The organism is Streptomyces sp. NPDC050743, assembly GCF_044456925.1.
Lineage (GTDB): Bacteria > Actinomycetota > Actinomycetes > Streptomycetales > Streptomycetaceae > Streptomyces.
Window position 1 is genome coordinate 1 of sequence record NZ_JBITGJ010000082.1, and the last position, 19,677, is coordinate 19,677.

The following is a 19,677-nucleotide window of genomic DNA, read 5'->3' on the forward strand; positions in this document are numbered from 1 at the left end:
GCGGTCGCAGGGCGGGTAAAACCGTCAAGCCTGCCGCAGCGATGTAGGCAGGAATCTCCTTCCCGAGGCTTGCCGAGGGGAGGGGAGAGCTTCAAGTGGACCGCTTCAAGGACAACGACCGCTGGCTGAGAGACGGCACCGTGCCGTGTCTGTCGGCCGCGCCGCCCGAGTGGCAGACCGCGCCCGGGGCGACTGGTTTCCGTCCCGGTCTTACAGCCGTGCCCAACACGTCCTGCGCTACGCCGACTGTACGACCGCTACGAGGTGCTGGATCACCGCCCCTACCAGATCCCCGGTACGGGATTCGGTATCGACGTACCCGAGGCCGTGGCCGCTGGATACCCTCGTACCCGGTGACCTCGGTGTCCGAGGATTCCGGTCCCCTCTTGGAGGCCCATCTCGTGTCAGCGGACAGGGGGGAGACCATCGAGCGGCGGCGGCTGCGCCCCGGCGGCGACGGCAGCTGCATTGCCACCTTCTCGCCCCCGTCGGGCGTGTGGGCGGTGGAGGCGAGGGCCGCGCAGGCCACCGGCATACCCGTGCAGCGAGAAGGGGTGCTGTGGCGGTCTCGCTCGGCTCCGGCCCCTTGTACTGCGACTGACTGCGGCGTCCGGCCCGTCAGCCGGGTCAGGGCGCGGTGAACAGGGTCGGGAAGCGGGGGGCCAGCCACGGCCGGGGGCCCCAGGCGAGGACCTGCCCTTGGGCGATGGCACGCCACGGATTCAGTCGGCCGAGTGCTATGAGCAGGAAGGCGACGGGGTCGAGCAGGATGGTGCAGTCCGCGCGCTGCCGCAGCGTGCCCGGGGTCACCTGCACGGCGCCGTCGGCCAGGGTCACGCCGAACGCCTCGCCCCCGCGCAGTCGGATCCGGTAGCGGGCCGTGAGCCCGGCCGTGGCTGTGGGGTCCGCGACACGCGGCATGACCGAGAGCATGAAAGGCATGCACAAGGTCACCCGTGCCCGGTCGACCATGTGGGGACGCTTCATGGCGCGAGCCAGGTCGTATCCATGGCCGAGCATGTGCGTGAGCAGGTACGACGCCAGAACGGAGCGGTTCATCAGGCCCAGGGGTGTGGCCGGTGCCTGGACGTCGGCCGCAGGGCGCGACAGCGCGTCCAGGAACGCCTCGGCCTGCTCCGTGATCATCGTCGCGAGTGGCTCTGCCCGACGCTCTGTGAAGGCGGCGAGGGACTTTGCGTTGGCCTCGGCGAGGCTTTGGGGTGTTCCGTCGCCGTAGGGCCGTTCCCGTCCGGCTGCCAGGTCGGCCATCAGTTCGTTGGCTAGGGCCAGGTGGGCGGCGGCCTCGCCGACGGTCCACTGTGACCCAGGTACGGCCAGCGCCGTGTCGCTCGCGCTGCGCACCAGCGCGGCGATCTCCTCGGCAGTGCCACGAATCGCCTGCCCGAGCCCGTCGGGCAAGGGCCACGGGCCGTCCTGCCGTACCGTCGTGTGCACGTTGCTTGCTCCGCTTCCCACCCTGCCCGGCACGCCCAATGCGCCTGGGGCGGTGGTACCCAACCAGACGCGGGCCGCGCCCGGCAAGTCTTTGCGCGCCGTGTGGCTTGGGCTGTGGTGCTCGGCGGTTGCCTGTTCCGTCGCGGGACATCTCGACTGCGCCTTGGCAGGCGGGCTGTGGGCCAAGGCCGAAGCGCCCTCGGAGCTGCCGGCGAACCGGATGGTTCATGGTGGTGCGCCGGGTGCCGGCGGGTGGTCCGGGCTCGGTGGTGCCCGAGAGAGCTGCAGGGCCCGGCCTCAGGGCAGTCGGGTCAGCCGCGCAGGCTGGCGCCGAGGACCAACGCGCGCCTGGCGTTCCGGTGGCCAGCAGGTGGCATTCAGCCGGAGTACACGCTGTTTCAAGATCGTGTCGCCAGAGTTCCGCCTCGTGTCTACCTTACATTCGCGTGCCGGCGTCGCCTCAGTGTGCGCCGCGGCTTTGACGCTTTCAGGACTGCTGGTGACAGGGATGGTTGCCGCTGAGCCCGCGGCTGCCGCGGACCCGGTCGGCTACCAGAATGTTCGGATCAACGAAGTCACCTCGTCGAACAGCGACACGGTGGAGCTGTACAACGCAGGCTCGATCGCAGTGAGCATCAGTGGCTGGAAGATGTCCGACGACAGCTCCTCGCCGCAGACGTTCAGCCCGTCCTCCAGCACGATCCCGGCAGGCGGCTTCGTCACCTTCAACTCGCCCAAGGGGCTCGGTGATTCGGACAAGCTGGTGATCTACACGGCCGGCGGCGTGGTGGTCGACCGCGTTGAGTGGGCCACCAACGGGGCGAAGCCGGCGATGGCGCGCTGCGGCGGCGACGGCACTGGGGGGTGGGTGACCACGACCGCGGCGTCCACGTTCGGCGCCTCGAACGCCTCGGGCTGTCCGTCGTCGGTACCGGCGGCGAGCCGGGTGCGGATCAACGAGGTCACCTCGGACGGCGCGGACACCGTGGAGCTGTACAACGGCGGAACGAGCGCGGTCAGCATCGGGTCGTGGAAGTACGTCGATAATGACACCACCCACTCCCCGGTCTCGATCTCGTCCTCCTTGCCGAGCGCGACCAGCATCCCCGCGGGAGGCTACGTCACGTTCAACTCCACCCTCGGTCTGGGCGACAACGACTCGGTCTTCCTCCTCGACGGCAACGGCACCACCGTCGACTCGGTGACCTGGGCGACTGATGGCGCTAAGCCGTCGGACGAGCGCTGCGCCAACGGCACCGGCTGGTTCCAGACCTCCACGACCGCGACGCTCGGGAGCGCGAACTCCTGCTCGGGCAGCGGCGGTGGTACCGGCGGCGGTGGCGGTCAGCTGCTGGGTGGCGGCGGCTCGCTCACCAGCGGCTGCACCCCCGAGGCGCCCTCCGGTACGGGTTCCACCCCGGCGGGCACCCTGGCGTGGCCGGGCGGTCTGGACGTCACGATCGCCGACAACGCCTGCGCGTTCACCACGTCCACCGGCCCTGAAGGCCGGGACCTGAGCGGCCTGGCGTTCGACCCGGCGAACCCGTCGGTGCTGTGGGCCGCCAAGAACAAGAACTGGCTGTACAAGCTGGTCAAGAGCAACGGCAAGTGGATCCCGGACGCGTCATGGAGCGCGACCGGCAAGCAGATCCGTTTCGCCGGCGGCACCGGCCAGCCGGATTCCGAGGGCCTGACGGTCGGCGCCAACGGCCACATCTACGTGACCTCGGAGCGTGACAACTCCAACAACACGGTCCCCAAGGACACCCTCATGGAGTTCGACCCGGCCGCGACCGGATCGACGCTGACGCCGATCCACCAGTGGGACATGACCTCGCAGTTCCCGCAGCTCAATACCGGCAGCAAGGACGACGCCAACCTGGGCTTCGAAGGCGTCGGCTACGTACCGGACAGCTGGCTGACCGCGAACGGCTGGGTCGACCCGCTCACCGGCGCTGCCTACAACCCCGCGAACTACCCGCTGCACGGGTCGGGTCTGTTCTTCGCCGGCCTGGAGTGGGACGGCACGCTGCATGTCTACGGCCTGAACTCCGACGGCACGTTCACCACGTTCGGCACGATCGCGACCGGCAAGGTCTCCGTGATGGATGTGACGTTCGACGCCGGAACCCAGCGCATCGTCGCGACCTGCGACAACACCTGCGGCGAGACGCACACCTTCATGAAGGTCAACGCCGGCGGCGCGATCGTTCCGGACGTGACCTACACGAACCCGGCCGTCATGCCGACCGACAACCTGGAGGGCTTCGCGCTCGCGCCGACGTCGACCTGCGTCAACGGCTTCCGCGAGGCGGTCTGGAGCGACGACGGCATCTACGGCTTCGGCTCCGGAAGCTCTTCCTACGGACACGCCCTCTACAGCGGTACCTTCCTCTGCTGATCCTGCCGATCACGGGCGGCGGCTCACGCACGGGGCCACCTCCACGGTGAGGCGCCCAGGCAGTACGCAGTGACGAAGCTCCTGGTAGACGGGGTGACGACCAAGACCACCCGCCGACTACCAGGAGCTTCGTCGTGCCTGTCCCGGAACCGCCTTTGGTCTGTAGACGCCGGACGCAGCTCACCGCCCATCGGCAGCGGCCCCATCGTCGTCGTCCAGCCGTGCTTCGGCTGCTTGGGGTCGGCGCTGTTCGAATATCGGATCTCGGGTGTTGCCGAGATCGTGAACAAGTGCTGTCCGAGCGCCACCACAGGGCTTGAGCCAGAACCCGAGATCCGACAGCGGTTGCTCAACACTTCGGAAGGCATCCGGAGTGGGCCGCGTTCGATGTTCATGAGAGCGACCAGCGCCCGACCGCCGGTGGCGAGGTGCTGGTGTCTGCGCCGCACGGCCGCCGCCAACTCGGGTCAGGGGTTCCTCAGGGGCGAGATCAGGGACAGTCCGGAGGCATGGATGCCACGAACGGCCCTAGCGTCGGTACGGCGGGTGACCGATGCCCCTATGGAAAGGCGAGCGAGTGTTCCGGAACAAGGCTCTACCGCACAGGCTTCGAGCCCGGCCTTCGTTGGTGCAAAGAGGCTGGGCCACCTTGTCTGCCTGACCGCCGTGCACAAGACGTACGGCCGCGGCGACAACCGGGTGCGGGCGCTCGATGGGGTGGACGTCGACTTCGCGGCGGGTACCTTCACCGCCATCATGGGCCCCTCGGGCTCGGGCAAGTCGACGCTGCTGCAGTGCGCGGCGGGCCTGGACCGGGTCGACGCGGGCGAGATCCTGTTGGACGGTGCGCCGTTGCACCGGCTCCCCGAGCGGGCGCTGACCGAGTTGCGCCGCGAGCACATGGGCTTCATTTTCCAGTCCTTCAACCTGATTCCGGCACTGACGGCCCGGCAGAACGTCGAACTACCACTCCGGTTGGCCGGGCGCCCCATCGATCCGGCGGCGATCGACAAGGGGCTGGCCGAGGTCGGTCTCGCCGAGCGGGGCGAGCACCGGCCTGCCGAACTGTCGGGTGGTCAGCAGCAGCGCGTCGCGATCGCGCGGGCGTTGGTGACCAGGCCCAAGGTGGTTTTCGCGGACGAGCCGACCGGTGCGCTGGACTCGCGTACCGCGCGTGAGGTCCTGGCGCTGCTGCGTGGCGTCGGCGAGCAGCACGGACAGACGGTGATCATGGTCACGCACGACCCGGTGGCCGCCTCCTACTCGCAGCGCGTGGTCTTCCTCGCCGACGGCCGGGTGACCGGCGAGCTGGCCGAGCCGACGGCCGAGTCCGTGACCCTGCGGATGGCCCAGCTGGAGCCCGCCGAGAGCGAGACGAAGCCGTGCTGAGTATCGCCGCAGCCACCCTCCGGCACCGTCTGATGGGCTTCGTGGGCGCCTTCCTCGCCCTCGCCCTCGGCACGACGATGATCGGCATGATGACGCTGACCCTGGCGGCCACCTTCGGCACACCTCATCCGGGGCCGCAACGGTTCAAGGAAGCCGCGACCGTCATCGCGCCGCAGGGCTTCGAGGGGCGCCCGATGAAGGCCCCCGCGGTGCTGCCCGCCGACGTCGTGAGCAAGGTGACCGAGGCCGGGAAGGCCACGGCCGACCGCAGCTTCCCGGTGCGGCTGAATCCCGGCTCCGGGGAAACGACCGGCCACCCCTGGACCTCGGCCGGCTTCGCGGGTAACCGCCTGGTGGCCGGGCGCGCGCCGCATGCCCCGGACGAGATCGTCGTCGCCGGTGGCGCCAGGTCGCTCATCGGGCGTGAAGCCGAGGCCGTCACCTCCGACGGCGCCCGCCGCTACCGGGTGGTGGGCGTCACCGACGCGCTCTGGTTCGAGAAGGCGGTCTTCTTCAGTGGTGCCGAGGCGCAGCGCCTGTCGCCCGGCGTCAACGCACTGGTCACCGACCAGGACGCGAAGCGGCTGTCCGCCCTCGTGGGCGGCCGGGCCGTGGTCCTCAGCGGCCACGACCTGACGCGGGTCGACCCCGATTCCACCGGCGGCGCCGAGGCGCTGGCCAACGCCCAGGCGATGGCGGGCAGCACAACCGGGCTGGCGGTGTGCGTCGCGGTATTCGTCGTCATCGCGACCTTCGCCTTCGCCACCGAGCAGCGCCGCCGCGAACTGGCACTGCTGCGGCTGGTGGGCGCCGCGCCGCGGCAGGTGCGGCGCATGGTCCTCGGCGAGGCGATGCTGATCGGCCTGGCGGCGGCGGCCGTCGGCTGCGTCCTCGCCCCGCTGTGCACCGTGCCGCTGTGCTCCTGGATGCTCGACCACGACGTGGCCCCGTCCTGGTTCACCATCCCCTTCAACCCGCTGCCGCTGCTGATCTCCTTCGTCGTCGGCGTGGTCGCGGCGCTGGCCGGCTCGGCCGCCACCCTCGTCCGGGTCTCGCTGATCCGGCCGATCGAGGTGCTGCGCGAGAGCGTGGTGGAGCGTCGCGGAATGACGCCGGTCCGCTGGCTGCTCGGGACCGGGATGCTGATCGGCGCGGTCGTCGCGGGGATCGTGATCTCTCGGACCGAGCCGTATCTGGCCGCCACTGCCCGCAAGTACGAGGCGGTGCCGGTCCTCTACGTCGGTGCGGTCACCCTGCTGGCACCGATCCTGCTGCGACCGGTCACCCGGCTGCTGACCGGCCCGCTGCGCGGCTCGGCCAAGGCCGGCCCGCTGCTGGTGCGCGAGAACATCCTCACCTCCCGGCGGCGTACGGCCGCCATGGTGGCGCCGATCGTGGTGGCCGTCGGGCTGGTCGGCGCCCTGCTGACGATCCAGAAGTCCGGTGACGCCGCGGTCCTCGTCCGCCGGCAGCAAGGAGATCAAGACGGCCGACGTCGTCGTGCCCGGCGGTTCCGGGATCGACGCCCGCACGCTGCGGCGGCTGACGGCCGTGCCGGGGATACGGGTCACCCCGGTCACCTCGATGAACGTGCGGATCGGCACTGCCCAGGGCGAACAGATCGACTCGCTCACCACCAACGCGGTGCCCGCGGCAGCGCTGGGCGCCACCATCACGCCGCCCGTGCTCTCCGGGTCGCTCGCCTCGCCGCCGGACAACTTCCTGGTCATCGACGAGCATGCGGCCCAGGCCGACAGCCTGTCGGCCGGGGACCACGTGGTCGCGTTGCTGCCTACCGGCGAGAAGGTCCGAAGCGTCATCGCGGCGGTGGCCGCGCGCGGTCTGCGCGGCGACGACACCTATGTGTCCGCGTCACTGACCGGCGCGGTGATGCCGAGCCAGGTGTATCTCGATTCGACGGCGGGCCCGGGCCGGCCGCTCGACGAGCGGCAGACGGCCGCGGTGAACCAGGCGCTGGCCGGCTCCGGCGCGCACGTCCTGACCTACGGCGCCTACCTCGAGGTCCAGCGCGCGCACGCCGCCGAGCAGACGAACAACGCCGCGGTGGTCATCCTGGGGATCGCGCTGGCCTACGCGCTGATCGCGGTCGCCAACACGCTGATCATGGCGATGGCAGGGCGGCTGCGGGAGTTCGCCCTTCTCGGGCTGGCCGGCACGGTGCGCAGCCAGATCGTGAAGGTCGCCGCCGCCGAGGCCGCCGTGACGGTGGTCGTCGGCACCGTGCTCGCCGCCGTGGCGACCGGACTCGCCGCGGCGACCCAGCACATCTCGCTGAGCAAACTCGTGACCGGCGCGCCGACGGTGATCCCGTGGGCACAGATCCTGGGGACCGTCGCGCTTTGCGCCCTCTTCACCGTCGTCACCGCGTCCGGGGCGACCGCACGGGCGACCCGGCGACGGGCGATCGAAGCCGCGGGCATCCGCGAATAGAACGGGAGCCGGGCGCGGCGGAGGGCGTCCTGCCACCGGACTACCAGCGGCTCATGAAGATCGTGCGCGCTGCCGGTGGCCCCGTCCGGGTCAAGGACCTCGGCGTCGAGCTGGGCCTCGAGGTCGAGGTGAAGGGCCGGCTGGAGCCGCTGCGCGGCAAGTTGAGCAAGCTCGCCGGGCGGGGCTGGCTGTGCAAACTGCCTGACGGACGCGTCCAGATCACACCATAGGAACAAGGGCCGCGTCCGTAACCGCATGCCCCCCGGCGGCCGTTGGCTCGACGTGTGCATGAAGAGGATCAACGAAGCCGCCGGGGGACACCGGCTTCCCTGTTCACCAGTGCCGTCTGCCGGTGTCGCAAAGAACCAGCGAGTACTGCCGATCTGCTAAGCCGCCACCTGAAGAAGATCGGCTCACGCTGGCGGGCTCTGCCGCCCGGACGGATCGTCGTCATCGTGCTCGCTGAGCTCCGCCACGACCAGCGCATCGCCGACATGGCCGGCGGCAACCAGGTCGGCGTCACCACCGTGCGCCGCTGGCGATGAGCTGATGTCCCTGCTCGCCGCTCGCGCACCCCAAATGGACCGCGCTCTGCGGAAGATCGCGAAACGGGGCGGCGAGGTCGTCCTCATCGACGGCACCCTCATCCCCACCATCCGCCGCATCGGCGCCGCGAACCGACCCAACTACTCCGGCAGACACCGCCGTCACGGCCTGCACGTCCTCGCCCTCACCGACGAGGCGGGCCGCCTCATCTCGGATCTCCGCGACCCGCCCCGGCCGCACCCACGACATCACCGCCGCCCGCCGCGACCACATTTTCACCCAGCTACGCGCCGTCGGCCTCAGCGCCCTGGCCGACCTCGGCTTCCTCGGCCTCGCCGACGACCGCGACGATCCGGCGACCATCACCGGCTACAAGGCCACCCGCACCCGCAAACTCACTCCCGGCGAGAACGAGGCCAACCGTGCTTTGGCCGCCGTAACGCGCCCCCGTCGAGCACGGCTTCCCCCACCTGAAAACCTGGCGCATCCTCACCAAACTGCGCACCGACCCCGCCCGCGCCACCGACCTCCTACGCGCCCTGCTGGTCCTCGCGAGCCTCGAGCTCTCACACTGACGGATGATCAAGAGGGCAGACTGCGGCCCCGCGACCTGCACGGGCATCGACACGAGATCACGCCACCCCGATGACCTGCGACTTCAAGACGGCGAGGCTTGTGGGGTCGCCTTGATAGCGGGCGGTTCGCGCCGTCACCGGCGTGCCTGCACAAGCACAACGCCATACCACAAGGCCCCGACCAGGGCACGAGGCGGATTCCAATGATGCTCCTGGCCGGGGCCTTTCCGTCATGTTGTGCGCGCGTCAGTTGGGGGATCTCTAGCCGACCGGCAGACCGAGGAACTTTGCTGGAGCCAGCTCCAGGAACTTCGACATCGCGGTGTTCAACCGGGTCATCTCAGGGCTGTCTGCGTCGGCCGCCAAGCTACGGAACGTCAGTTCCAGGACCCTGTCACCGTCGCGAACCAGGAGCGTGGTGATCTGGGCCTGCTGCCCGACTGGACCGGCGAGCATCGTGCGCATCAGCGCCTCGTCGCCGAACCTCCGCTCCACCTCGAGAGGCTTGTTCGGATCATCGGCCGGTTCCACCACCTCAACAGTTATCTCCTGATCGCCGATGCTGATGGTCCACGCGGCGCACTGGACGTACACCTGTCGCATATCGGCCATCCAGCTCACGGCGGCGCCCGCCACCCGCTCCGAAACCCCCTCATCGATGACGATCGAGGAGTCGGCGTTCGCGAAGGACGTCCTGACCTCTCTCGCGGCCTTGTCGGTGAACGTCCGGTTCAGCAAGGCCGTGCTTTCCGGGGTCGGGCCGGTCATCGGCGGTGGGTCTTCGTCGGACGAAGGCGAGGCCAACTCGGTGAAATCGTCCAGGCCAGCCGGGGCCAGATCATCGGCCCTGACCAGTAGGCGCTTAAGGTCCCCGGACGGGTCCTTCGAGGACGTTGACGAAGCCTCAGATATGCTCACAAGTCTCCCTGTTCTCATGCGACGAACGGTGCGTGACGGAGACGGTAGCCCGGACCGCATCGAGCCGTTCGGGCATGAGCTTCTCCTCCTCATCGAGCTCCGCCCGGGGCGGGCTGCGACGCGTTCGGCGACCTCGTTGATCTCCGTCATCCCGCGAGCCTACGAATCCGTACGCCTCCGCGACCTGGAAACGAACAGACCGGCCTTGAGCACTGCCTGACGATCAAGGACACAGACTGCCGCCCACGACCAGCACGAGCAACCGGATACGACGTCATGCCACCCCGATGACCTGCGACTTCAAGATGGCGAGGCTCCAATGTCGCTCATGTGCTCGCGGCAGCCATGGTGGCAGGCGAGAGCCCGCCGTTTCTTCAGGGCGCGATGTTGTGCTCGACACGGATGTGCCATGAGGAGTGTGCCCTGCGCTGCTGATCGTGCAGTTCCTCGTGCCGCGCGGGAGCGTTCTTCTTGAAGCTTGCGATGTGGCGGTGTCATCACCCGTCCGCCTGTGGTCAGCCGCCGCACACGGATCCTCGTGCCGTCGATGACCCCGGTCTGACCGTCGACGCCCAGAAGCTCGATCACCTCGGCGAGAGTGCGCAGCCGGATGCCTGGCACGACGGTGAAACGGCGCTGCGCCAGCGGGCGCCGCACCTCGCCGATAGGGAGCCGGTCCACACCGAACCAGGAGGCCAGGACGTCATGCTTGGTGCCATGGTGCAGTTTCACCAGCGCGGCCGGCATTCGGTCGACGAAGGCGACCCTGTGCTTCGCACCACCTCCAACAGCCCGCCGCCACGGCTGAGCCGCGAGCCGAGCCTGATGACGTTCGTGCCATAACGGACTCACCTCAGCATCGCCTCAAGTGACATTGAGCGGTGGCCGCGAGATGCGACAGGTGGTGGGTCCGCTACGAGGCGCCCGTCCTCGTAACGGCCATCATCGAATGGCTGTGACCAGCACATTAAGTACGCGCCCTGGAGTTGATGGACGCGGTCTCTCTCATCGGCGGGTGTAGTGGGCGATGATCACACCCTTGGGGGTGGTGACGCTCCCGGTGAGCTCGAACTCGGTGAGTGGCGCGGGGCCGTCGAACAGCCGCTTTCCGCTGCCCAGGGCCAGTGGGTGGATCAGCAGGGTGTAATGGTCGATCAGCGCTGCGGCGTGCAGGCTGCGGACCAGCGAGGCGCTGCCGTTGATGGATAGGTCGTTGCCCGGCTGGGCTTTGAGCTTGACCACCTCCTCGGCGGCATCGCCGCGCAGCAGGATCGAGTTCTGCCAGGCGTCCGCGTTTTCCAACGTCCTGGACGCGACGTACTTGGTCGCCGCGTTCATGTGCGTGGTGAAAGGATTGCCGTCGGTCGCGCGCCCCCAGGCGGTGACGAAGTCCTCCCAGGTCCGGCGGCCGAACAGCATATCTCCGGGTTTGGCCATCCCCTTGGCCAGCTCGCGGCCCATCACCTCGTCGTTGTACTGCGGGCCCCAGCCCCCGTGGACGAAGCCGCCGCTGGTGTCCTCGTCCGGGCGGCCGAGCCCCTGAACCACTCCATCGAGAGTGACGAACATCCTGGCCGTGATCGCACGCACCGACCTGCTCCCTTCATTCCGCGGGCCGCCCTGCTGCGGCCCTGTCACCCCCTACACGAACGACCACCGGCGAAATCGACACCGTCACGAAACACATCCCAGAAGCTGTCACCTGCTTCGGAAGCACACTGAAGTTACGACCGGACCATGTAGCCCCCCGGCTCGGCGGCTGCCGGACGGCGTGGCGCTGATCGGCTCCGAGGACTCGCCGATCGCGAGGCGCACCAACCGGCCGCTGACCGGCGTGCGGCGGCCGACGGCGGAGGTGGCCGCACGCCGGCGCGCGAGTACTGCTCGCAGGAGATCGCCGGGCATCCGACGGCATGTGGTGCCGGCGGCAGAACTGGTTCGGTGGAGGTACGCGTAGGGCGAGGCTGGTAGGTGCTCGGGCCGGGCGTTGTCGTACCCGCCGTGTAACGTCCAAGCAGGAGTCAAGTCAGGCTCATGCTCTGGTTGACGGAGGCGCGCGGATGACGAGTACGACAGGCGCGGCCGTGGTGGCGGTGTCCCGGCGCATCACGGCCCCGGCGGAGGACATCTTCCGGATCCTGGCCGACCCCGGACGGCACCCGGACCTCGACGGCTCCGGGATGCTGCGCGGTGGCGACTTCAAAGCCGCCGTCTCGGGCGTCGGGGACGTCTTCGTGATGCGGATGCACTACGAGCGCTACGGCGATTACGAGATGAACAACCACGTCGTCGCGTACGAAACGGACCGCCGCATCGGCTGGGAGCCGAGGCCCGGTCGCGGGCACCCGGACGCCACCGATCCCAGAGCCGCGTGGGGCCACCGGTGGATCTTCGAGCTGCTCCCGGACGCGGCCGGGGCGACGGTGGTGACCGAGATCTTCGACGGTTCGCGCATGCCGGACGACAAACGCGCGGAGGTGGACAGCGGGCGCGCCTGGTGGCAGACGCAGATGGCGAGCACCCTGGAACGCCTCGCCGATCTGTGCTCCGCCCGGTGAACGCCGAACTCGGCGCCCTCAAGGGCGCCCTGGACCGCCAGCGCGAGCACGTCCTCGGGATCCTCGAAGGGCTCTCGGAGGAGGATCTGCGGCGGCCGGTGCTGCCCAGTGGCTGGAGCTGCCTTGCATTGCTGCGCCACCTCACCCTGGACGTCGAACGCTTCTGGTTCCCCGGGGTGATCGCGGGCGAGCCGGATGTGGCCGGACAGCTCACGGCGGACGCGGAGGCGCACTGGTACGTACCCGAGGGGATGAGCGCCGAGGAGGTCTTCACCGACTACCGGGCGGCCATCGCGCGCGCGGACACCGTGCTCGCCACTGCCGCGCCCGAACAGAAGCCGGCCGCCTGGCCCGTGGAGATCTGGCCGACCTGGCGGCTGCCTGACGTGCGGCACATCCTGATCCACGTGCTCACCGAAGTCGCCTGCCACAGCGGCCACTTGGACGCGGTGCGCGAACTGATCGACGGCAACACCTGGCTCGGCGGCAACCCCTACGACGGCTAATTCTGTGACGGGTTGAGGTCCGCCAGGTTCTCTCAGGCCGCGGCCCTGCCGGCCGTCTCACCCGCCCGCCGGCCGCGTAGGATGCCGTCTACATCGTCGACGGCATCCCTGCCCCTCCCCGCAATTGCGGCGTCCAGCAAGAACTATCAAGTACTCGACGTAACTGCAGGTCGTCATCGACGCCACAAGAGTCGCCTGATCGTGGCGATCGGCCTCCCGCTGCCGGGCAGTCGCGATGGCTGCCGGCCGTTCACGGAGACCGTGCCGACCGGGCCTGCCGGGTCGGCCCCGGTCATTCCGAGCGACTGCCGGCTCAAAGGAAAGGGCGTTCACCGGGCTATGCTCGGCATCGCCCGGCTGCACACGCCCCAAGCCGCGGGTGCCTCGCCTATGTGTCCGCTATGCAAGGAACGGCCAGAGGCAGACCCCTCCCGCTATGCAGCCCGTCGCCGACCCAAGCATCCAGTACAGGGAAAAAGTATTGAGAGGCACCTTGTCCCAAGGCTTCTCCTCCTGTTCCGCAATGTCGGAGGCGACCCGTTTCGCGACCGGCACCAGCATGATGATGAACATCACCAGGATGCAACTGTAGATATACAGTGTGTGCGAGACGGAATAGCCCTTTATGGTGGCGTTGGGCAACAGGAATATCCAGCCGGCCAGCGGGGCGACAACCATGCGCCGCTTCGCCTTCGGTGTTGGCATGCACCAGTACATCGAGGACATGTAGGCCACGGTGACGCCGGCAGCGACGAGCGACCAGTCACCTGTGGTCAGGTGCGCAGACATGATCGCGGCTCCTCTTGGAACGAAGCATGACATGATTTCCTATCGCCGGGATTCACGATCCCGCATGGTGCTTGCGGCCCTTCAACGTCAGCGAAATGGTGAGGGGTATGGGCTGGGCGGCGCGCATCGCGAGTCGCCAGGCAGCTGCCGTCTCGGCTCGGCGTACTTAGGGATTGAGTGCCATCCGCCGTAGCTCCCGGCGGACAAGCACGGTCACACCGACGACCAGACTCAACACCACGGCGCTACTCCGTAACACGTAATCCCCCCACAACCGCCGTAGACCGTGCCCACGATCGGCGGGCCCGGATGTGCTTGGCGAAAACTGCACGAACAATTGTATGTACCTGGTCAACTGACGTAAGCGGCCGCTTCCGGCATCATAAATGAGCTGAACTCTGCCGCCTTCCGGCAACTTCTCGCCGATGTGACCTCATCGCGCCCTCGATGCCAGCATTGGGTATACGGGACCAATCTATAGAAACCTGCACAAGTCATTCATTCAATGGCTGGGGCTACGAGGGAGTACATCCCTTGGACGGGCCGTGGGCGCCGCGCCGAGCCATCGACCTCGCAAAGTCGACCGCCAGGGGTCGGCCGCAGACCGCTGATCGCTGCGGCCGTCGCCACGACGTCTACGATGTGGCGGCCGCACCGATCGGCCCCAGGCGGCCATCCACGAAGGTGTCAGCCTGGCGGGCGCGGGTTACGGTATCGGGTCCGGGCCGGACCTCGGGTCTGTCAGGCCCGTGATCGACAGGATCTCGGGAGGTGGCGTCGTCGCCATCGGCATCGGCGAGGGCGTTGTGGACGATATCGAGGATCTGGTGCGGATGAGGACTTGGCTGGAGGGGTTGTTCGGAAGAGGACGGCCCCGCGCCGTGGATGAGACCTCGCTGGAGAGCCGGGCGGTGACCTCACCTGAGGATGCGGCGGTGAGCCGGGCGGAGATCTCGCCCGAGGAGCGGGCGGTTCTGCTCGTCGGAATCCTCGACGATCCGGCGGCGCGCGAGGACGAGAAGGACGACGCTGCGATGGACCTGGAGGACTTCTCCGGCCCGCTCGTCGAATCGTGCCTGATCCGGATCATTCGCGCTGAGGACTTCACCAGCGTGCTGGCCCAGCAGTGTGCGGAGTCCCTCGGCGGGATCTGGGCCAGGGTCGGCCGGGTGGACCCCGCCTTCATGGCAGAGCTGCGGGGTCCGGCGAAGGACGAGGTCTTCGGCATCCTCGGCATCCGCGCCCCATACTTGCTGCCCCCAGGAACCCAGAGATAGTGATCTTGCTGGTCGGTAACAGGTCCCGTACCGAACTGATCCCGGCCTCGATGGGTCCGGTCCGATGCGCTTGCTGTCTCAGCTGGACTGGTCACTGGAGGGGCTTATGGCGCTGTGCGTGCCGTAGAAGCGGCCCTGATCGCACAGGGCGTCGATCTCGGCGTTGTCTTCCTCGCTCAGTTGTGCATCCAGTGCGACGCTGATGACACGTCGGGCGCGGGCCAATTTCCGAGCGACATCCCAGTCGGCGATGAATCTGCCGACGGTGTACTCGTCTGCGGTTCCGGATGCCTGGCGGGATCCGAGTCGGTCGAGGGAAACGACGAACTCGTTCAGGTCCTGCAGCACCGCGACGACCTCGCTGAGAGGCATGCGGATCTCTCGGGAGGACATGTCCATCAGTCGTTTCAACTCCAGAGTTGATGCTCGGGCCCAGATCTTGATCTTGCTTGTCGGGGCTGGTTCCGGAACGTGTACGGCCACCGGTGATCATGGCGTGTGAAGACAGAAGATCAGGGGGTGGCCGCAGGTCGCAGCGTAGATCAGATCCTGCTCGCTGGCAGAAAGCGTTCGAGGCCCTGATGGGCCGGACCGCGGGACGGTTCGCCCGGGTGGAACCCCGGGGCCGGGCACGAGCGTTCGTGCCCGGACTGCTGTCGGACCTGCTGCGCAAGAACTGCTGGACGCTCGTCGCGCAGCTTCGTGGTCGAGCACCTGCCCTCAAGGGTGCGGTGCCGGTCGGGGATGCCTTGGTGACGTAGCGGTAGGCGGGTGGGCATAGGTCTGCCCGTTGCGCAGGTTGGGCGAGTGTGAGGAGAGCCTGGCGGCTGGCGCTCAGGCGTCGCCAACAGGTGCCGATCACGCAGCGGCGTTGCCGGAGTCAGTCTGCCAGGAACCGCACGCAGATCTGGGCACGCCGACGCCCGAGCGGTACACAAGCGCCCTTCTTGGTCGAAAGCCCACCTACTAGGAGCCTCACCGTGTTGTCATGCCAACTGACGATCGATTTCGGTAGATTGGAAAAAGACTCACCGACTGACATGGGGTGACCGTGCCGTCCGAGACCGGTTCACAGCCCGTCAGGGAAGCCGCCGGCCGCATCGTGGATCTCGTGCTCACCGAGGACGACGTCTACCTCGACAGCCTCCCGGACGAGGTCGAGGTCTCCATCGCCGTTCCGTTGATCGAGGTGGCGAGGATGCTGGACGAGGCCACCGGCGACAGGGAGTTCCGGCGCAGCGTCCGGCTCCTGCTGGAGGTGGGCGCGGTCGTGTCGCCTTGTATGCCGAGCGAGCTGCGCGACCTGTTCGAGGAGCTGCGTTTCGCCATGCGTGGCCTGACCTTGTGCTGAACGGAGTTTCGGACGAGAGGACAGGCAGGGACCGGGCAGTTTCGCCCGAGCGCGGCAAGCGTGGCCGGCCGAGGTGCCGCCCGGACAGCGTGCCTGGTGATCGAGGCTCCGACCCCGACAAGTACTGCCGCCTCGTCCGCGCGCACTCGGCGTGAAGCCGCTGATCGCCCGCAGGGGCACCGGGCACGGCTCCGAACTCAGCACCCGAGCTGGGTCGTGAGGCGAGCGTTCGCCCACTTCCGCATTCCTTGTCCTCGGATGCGCGCTCATCTGCTGGCGACGGCTTGTCTCCCTACGATGACAGCATCGGAACCCAGTGATTCGTGACCTGGAGCAGACGCTGTCGGTGGTCGGCAATCCAGTCGTCTGGCAAGGCGATCGGCACGCGCACGGTGACCATCGATCCCGTTTCGTCCTCTACGATCACCTCTGGGCAGTTATGCTCGCCTCTGAGTTGAATCGAAATGGACGCCCCCCTGCTCATCTCCAGCCAGGCGACGTCCTCGCCCGCGTCGAGCCTGAGCAGCGCGTCGGACCAGCGTTCCAACCTGTAAGCGGACAACCCCAGGTAACAGCGACCGGATACGAAGGGCGTCGTGACGACGATTTCAGCATCGAGCCCGGCTGCCCACCTGGGGCTAGGTCCCAAAACGTTGACAGTGACGCTGTTTCCCTCGTCATCGGCAAGGGAGATGAGCTGCCTCGGGACGATGTCGCCCATAGCTACCCCTTCATCGGCGAGTACCGGAGGATCTTCATCCCGTCAGGGGCGCATCCGCCATCCATTTTGATGGCAGTTCTAACGCATACAGCTCTGCCGGAACCGCCGCTACCTGCGGCGACGCCCGATCGATCACACCACCGGCCAACCGGCATTGACAGCACTGCCTACAAAATGAGGAACGAAGCCGAGCATTGCTTCAACGCGCGCGCAAGGCCTCTAGAGCCGTGGCGACTTGCTACGACAAGCGGGCCTACGTCTTCGAGGTCACGGTCACTCTTGCCGCGCTTCGGTTGTTGCTCCGCTACTGATCTCGGCCATCGCAGCGGGTGTCCCAGTGGTCGGCTCAGTCGTCGGCTGCGACGACGAGGGTGATCTGCCCAGCGGAACGGTCGATCAGCACGAACTCGTGGAAGTAGTCGTGTACACGTCCCCAGTCATGAATCGCCTCATCCCCGAGCTCGCCGAGATAGTAGATGCCATCGGCTTGCCGCCAAGCGGTCTAGCACCTCCCGCCGCAGATCTTCCTCCAGCTCCGAGGGCACGTCCCAGAGCGGATCCACCCACTCCCGCAGGATCTGCGCGGCCTTCTCCTGGCTGATGGGCTCGTAGACGTCGGGAGTGATCAACCGCAGCCAATATGGACCATGCCGGCGCCCCTCCGGCAGCACTCCACCACCTGCATAGTCGTCCCGGAACTGCTCATGCCCAATCAGTGCGGCAAGCAGCTCTCTATCGTCGATGGACCCCGCACAGAAGCGGAGCTGCTTGACGTCGACCCACCGAAACCCGTGCTCCTCCGGATCCGGGAAGTGGTGTCGAAAGTTGAGGAAGGCGCTTCCCTCGTGAACGAGCTCATTGGCCACGGCGCCAGCCTAGGGCTCGTCCGGCGGATCATGGGCCGAGCCAGGGCCGGACCGAGGCGAGGGCCGGTCAGTGCCCTAATCGTGTTGACCGCCCCCGGCAGGCAGTGCTGGAGTCGGCACGTGGACAGCATCCCCGCCAACCGGCGGCTCTGGAACCGGATCAGCAGCGCCTACCAGCAGGAGCACGACCCGCAAATCGGCGCCACACCCCGGCTGTGGGGCATGTACTCCATTCCCGACGCGCACCTGCACGCCCTGGGCGACGTCACCGGCAAGCGCGTCCTCGAACTCGGCTGCGGCGCCGGCCAGTGGTCCAAGGCGCTCGCCGCTGAGGGCGCCACCGTGGTCGGGCTCGACCTGTCCGAAGCCCAGCTCGCCTCGGCAGCTCGCGCGATGGGAGCGGCCCGCTACCCGCTGGTGCAAGGCGCCGCCGAACACCTCCCGTTCGCCGCCGACAGCTTCGACCTGGTGTTCTGTGACTACGGCGGGCTCAGCTGGGCACCCCCGCACCTGGCCGTCCCGCAGGCCGCACGCATCCTGCGCCGCGGTGGGCGCCTGGTGTTCAACGTCGCCAGCCCATGGTTCGAAGCCTGCTACGACGAAGCCGCCAGCCGCGTGACCACGACGCTGCAGCAGGACTACTTCGGGCTGGACACCATCGCCGAAGGCCAGGGCGCGACCAGCTATCAGCTCACCTACGGCGACTGGGTCAAGGTCCTGCGCGGCGCGGGTCTCGTCATCGACGACCTCATCGAGCCGCGGCCCGAACTCGGAACACCCAACGGCTACAACGAAACCGACCCACCCGACTGGGCACACCGCTGGCCGGCGGAACTGCTCTGGGTAACCCACAAACCGTAAGTTCCGCCGCGCAGAGACGTGAAGACATCCCCTCGCCGGACAGGCCCTTGCTGGCCTGGAACGTCTCCTCGACGAGGCAGGCGGCAAACCTGTGGCAGATCCGCTCGCGCCGTGCCCGCGTTGGTGCTCGCCCACCAGCATCAGGTCCACCGGCACCCTCACCGGCCCGTCTGCACACAGCAACGCCTCCGTGAGGTCGAACACTTCGTCCCCGCGCGCGGTCAGGCGGTCGTATAACTGATCGTGTCAGAATGCCGCCAGCGGAGACGTCGGAAGCCCACGTGGAACAATTGCCTCGTACACGGACGCCCGGGGAATGGTGCAGTGTGAGAGGGGCACGTGACCACAGCGCGTGACCTGGTGATTGGCTACATCGATGATCTCAGCTTGGCTGGTGAGGCCATGCGGGCGGCGTTTCCCTCGCTCGAGCGGCTTGCGGACGTGCTCGGCCTGGTCCGTTCGCACCGGATCAGCCGGAGCGGAGAAGCCGGAACCTACTTCTACAGAGTCCACGGAGCAGGCTGCCTCTTCATCAGCCCGGGCGGCTCTGAGATCGATGTGGACTTTGCGGCCGACGGGGCCGAGATCTTCGACCTCTGGCGGCTGCGCCTTTATGGGCGGAGTTTGCCTGAGCCCTTTGAGCTCACCGAGCATGATCTGCGGGCCGCGGTGGAGTCACTGAAGCCCCTGTTGGTCGAGGTGCGGCCTGGGTGGTTCAGCGTTGCCGAAGTCAGGGCTTCAGCTTGAGACCGGCGTGTCGGGTAGCTGTCGGTGGCCTCGTCAAGCAGAGTCCGCGGGGTGTCCGATGAGCTTGCTCCCCATTACCTTTGGGAACGCACAGCCCCGCTTGTGCCGCAGCCGCCCAAGCGCAGGTACCCATATGCCGGTCGGCTCGGTGCCGGATCGGGTGGCGCCGGCCGGAATCTTCTATGTGTGTCGGCGGTCACGTAATTCCCCACGACCTGCATGATCAGCGCCACGTAATTCCCCACCCGCGCGGTCACGATTCCCCA

General features: G+C 67.9%; 18 protein-coding genes and 4 pseudogenes. 15 read left to right on the forward strand and 7 right to left on the reverse strand.

Features of this window, described 5'->3' with window-relative positions:
* Positions 1–627: 627 nt before the first annotated feature.
* Positions 628–1,455 carry a maleylpyruvate isomerase family mycothiol-dependent enzyme gene (locus ACIBJF_RS41455; RefSeq protein ID WP_399181986.1) on the reverse strand — a complete coding sequence of 276 codons (828 nt, stop codon included), beginning with the start codon at positions 1,453–1,455 and terminating at the stop codon, positions 628–630.
* 508 nt (positions 1,456–1,963) lie between these two features.
* Here ACIBJF_RS41455 and ACIBJF_RS41460 point away from each other — a divergent pair.
* The 5 genes and pseudogenes from ACIBJF_RS41460 (at position 1,964) to ACIBJF_RS41480 (ending at position 7,926) form a co-directional block, all read left to right on the forward strand.
* A complete protein-coding gene (locus ACIBJF_RS41460; protein WP_399181988.1) occupies positions 1,964–3,856 on the forward strand; it encodes a lamin tail domain-containing protein in 1,893 nt (630 codons plus the stop codon).
* 666 nt (positions 3,857–4,522) lie between these two features.
* Positions 4,523–5,245: an ABC transporter ATP-binding protein gene (locus tag ACIBJF_RS41465; RefSeq protein WP_399181990.1), complete on the forward strand. Its 723-nt coding sequence runs from the start codon at positions 4,523–4,525 to the stop codon at positions 5,243–5,245.
* A 692-nt stretch (positions 5,246–5,937) separates the two neighbouring features.
* A pseudogene (locus tag ACIBJF_RS41470) lies at positions 5,938–6,237 on the forward strand (FtsX-like permease family protein); the annotation flags it as partial.
* 451 nt (positions 6,238–6,688) lie between these two features.
* Positions 6,689–7,696 (forward strand): FtsX-like permease family protein, encoded by a 1,008-nt coding sequence (locus ACIBJF_RS41475; protein ID WP_399181993.1) that lies wholly within the window; start codon positions 6,689–6,691, stop codon positions 7,694–7,696.
* 53 nt (positions 7,697–7,749) lie between these two features.
* Positions 7,750–7,926, forward strand: coding sequence for a hypothetical protein (locus ACIBJF_RS41480; RefSeq protein WP_399182046.1), 177 nt, complete (start codon positions 7,750–7,752; stop codon positions 7,924–7,926).
* Positions 7,927–9,078: 1,152 nt separating this feature from the next.
* Here ACIBJF_RS41480 and ACIBJF_RS41485 read toward each other — a convergent pair.
* Positions 9,079–9,885: a hypothetical protein gene (locus ACIBJF_RS41485; protein WP_399181995.1), complete on the reverse strand. Its 807-nt coding sequence runs from the start codon at positions 9,883–9,885 to the stop codon at positions 9,079–9,081.
* 321 nt (positions 9,886–10,206) lie between these two features.
* On the opposite strand from ACIBJF_RS41485, the gene ACIBJF_RS41490 reads away from it, so the two are divergent.
* Complete coding sequence (locus ACIBJF_RS41490) at positions 10,207–10,578, forward strand: hypothetical protein (RefSeq protein WP_399181996.1); 372 nt, start codon at positions 10,207–10,209, stop codon at positions 10,576–10,578.
* Positions 10,579–10,740: 162 nt separating this feature from the next.
* On the opposite strand, the gene ACIBJF_RS41495 is transcribed toward ACIBJF_RS41490, so the two are convergent.
* Positions 10,741–11,325 (reverse strand): dihydrofolate reductase family protein, encoded by a 585-nt coding sequence (locus ACIBJF_RS41495; protein ID WP_399181998.1) that lies wholly within the window; start codon positions 11,323–11,325, stop codon positions 10,741–10,743.
* A gap of 470 nt (positions 11,326–11,795) precedes the next feature.
* Between ACIBJF_RS41495 and ACIBJF_RS41500 the strand changes: the two genes are divergently transcribed.
* The 3 genes and pseudogenes from ACIBJF_RS41500 to ACIBJF_RS41510 all read left to right on the forward strand — a co-directional run.
* Positions 11,796–12,293: a hypothetical protein gene (locus ACIBJF_RS41500; protein WP_399182000.1), complete on the forward strand. Its 498-nt coding sequence runs from the start codon at positions 11,796–11,798 to the stop codon at positions 12,291–12,293.
* Positions 12,290–12,799, forward strand: a complete 510-nt coding sequence (locus ACIBJF_RS41505) for a DinB family protein (protein ID WP_399182002.1) — start codon at positions 12,290–12,292, stop codon at positions 12,797–12,799. The genes ACIBJF_RS41500 and ACIBJF_RS41505 overlap by 4 nt, the downstream gene beginning before the upstream one ends.
* 39 nt (positions 12,800–12,838) lie before the next feature.
* Positions 12,839–13,180, forward strand: a pseudogene (locus ACIBJF_RS41510) (IS5/IS1182 family transposase); the annotation flags it as partial.
* An 18-nt stretch (positions 13,181–13,198) separates the two neighbouring features.
* Here the strand turns inward: ACIBJF_RS41510 and ACIBJF_RS41515 are convergent.
* On the reverse strand, positions 13,199–13,588 hold the full coding sequence (locus ACIBJF_RS41515) for a hypothetical protein (RefSeq protein ID WP_399182005.1): 390 nt from the start codon (positions 13,586–13,588) through the stop codon (positions 13,199–13,201).
* 881 nt (positions 13,589–14,469) lie between these two features.
* On the opposite strand from ACIBJF_RS41515, the gene ACIBJF_RS41520 reads away from it, so the two are divergent.
* Positions 14,470–14,865 carry a hypothetical protein gene (locus tag ACIBJF_RS41520; RefSeq protein WP_399182007.1) on the forward strand — a complete coding sequence of 132 codons (396 nt, stop codon included), beginning with the start codon at positions 14,470–14,472 and terminating at the stop codon, positions 14,863–14,865.
* 78 nt (positions 14,866–14,943) lie between these two features.
* Here the strand turns inward: ACIBJF_RS41520 and ACIBJF_RS41525 are convergent, their stop codons facing one another.
* Positions 14,944–15,264 (reverse strand): hypothetical protein, encoded by a 321-nt coding sequence (locus ACIBJF_RS41525; protein ID WP_399182008.1) that lies wholly within the window; start codon positions 15,262–15,264, stop codon positions 14,944–14,946.
* A gap of 182 nt (positions 15,265–15,446) precedes the next feature.
* Between ACIBJF_RS41525 and ACIBJF_RS41530 the strand changes: the two are divergent.
* Both ACIBJF_RS41530 and ACIBJF_RS41535 read left to right on the forward strand, forming a co-directional pair.
* Positions 15,447–15,581: pseudogene (locus ACIBJF_RS41530) on the forward strand (IS701 family transposase); the annotation flags it as partial.
* A 335-nt stretch (positions 15,582–15,916) separates the two neighbouring features.
* Positions 15,917–16,216, forward strand: a complete 300-nt coding sequence (locus ACIBJF_RS41535; RefSeq protein ID WP_399182010.1) for a hypothetical protein — start codon at positions 15,917–15,919, stop codon at positions 16,214–16,216.
* A 292-nt stretch (positions 16,217–16,508) separates the two neighbouring features.
* On the opposite strand, the gene ACIBJF_RS41540 is transcribed toward ACIBJF_RS41535, so the two are convergent.
* Positions 16,509–16,937 carry a DUF5959 family protein gene (locus ACIBJF_RS41540; protein ID WP_399182011.1) on the reverse strand — a complete coding sequence of 143 codons (429 nt, stop codon included), beginning with the start codon at positions 16,935–16,937 and terminating at the stop codon, positions 16,509–16,511.
* 97 nt (positions 16,938–17,034) lie between these two features.
* On the opposite strand from ACIBJF_RS41540, the pseudogene ACIBJF_RS41545 reads away from it, so the two are divergent.
* Positions 17,035–17,248: pseudogene (locus ACIBJF_RS41545) on the forward strand (IS5/IS1182 family transposase); the annotation flags it as partial.
* Between the two features lie 138 nt (positions 17,249–17,386).
* On the opposite strand, the gene ACIBJF_RS41550 reads toward ACIBJF_RS41545, so the two are convergent.
* On the reverse strand, positions 17,387–17,803 hold the full coding sequence (locus ACIBJF_RS41550) for a hypothetical protein (protein ID WP_399182013.1): 417 nt from the start codon (positions 17,801–17,803) through the stop codon (positions 17,387–17,389).
* A gap of 120 nt (positions 17,804–17,923) precedes the next feature.
* On the opposite strand from ACIBJF_RS41550, the gene ACIBJF_RS41555 reads away from it, so the two are divergent.
* Entirely contained in the window at positions 17,924–18,664 is a 741-nt protein-coding gene (locus tag ACIBJF_RS41555; RefSeq protein WP_399182015.1) for a class I SAM-dependent methyltransferase, read from the forward strand.
* Positions 18,665–19,003: 339 nt separating this feature from the next.
* Positions 19,004–19,411, forward strand: coding sequence for a DUF6896 domain-containing protein (locus tag ACIBJF_RS41560; protein WP_399182017.1), 408 nt, complete (start codon positions 19,004–19,006; stop codon positions 19,409–19,411).
* The last annotated feature ends 266 nt before the right edge of the window (positions 19,412–19,677 follow it).

Bases quoted from the DNA above. Each gene is read 5' to 3' on its own strand.
- ACIBJF_RS41485 (WP_399181995.1), bottom strand. From the start codon at position 9,885: ATGACGGAGATCAACGAGGTCGCCGAACGCGTCGCAGCCCGCCCCGGG.
- ACIBJF_RS41460 (WP_399181988.1), top strand. From the start codon at position 1,964: ATGGTTGCCGCTGAGCCCGCGGCTGCCGCGGACCCGGTCGGCTACCAG.
- ACIBJF_RS41480 (WP_399182046.1), top strand. From the start codon at position 7,750: ATGAAGATCGTGCGCGCTGCCGGTGGCCCCGTCCGGGTCAAGGACCTC.
- ACIBJF_RS41525 (WP_399182008.1), bottom strand. From the start codon at position 15,264: ATGGACATGTCCTCCCGAGAGATCCGCATGCCTCTCAGCGAGGTCGTC.
- ACIBJF_RS41540 (WP_399182011.1), bottom strand. From the start codon at position 16,937: ATGGGCGACATCGTCCCGAGGCAGCTCATCTCCCTTGCCGATGACGAG.
- ACIBJF_RS41500 (WP_399182000.1), top strand. From the start codon at position 11,796: ATGACGAGTACGACAGGCGCGGCCGTGGTGGCGGTGTCCCGGCGCATC.
- ACIBJF_RS41515 (WP_399182005.1), bottom strand. From the start codon at position 13,588: ATGTCTGCGCACCTGACCACAGGTGACTGGTCGCTCGTCGCTGCCGGC.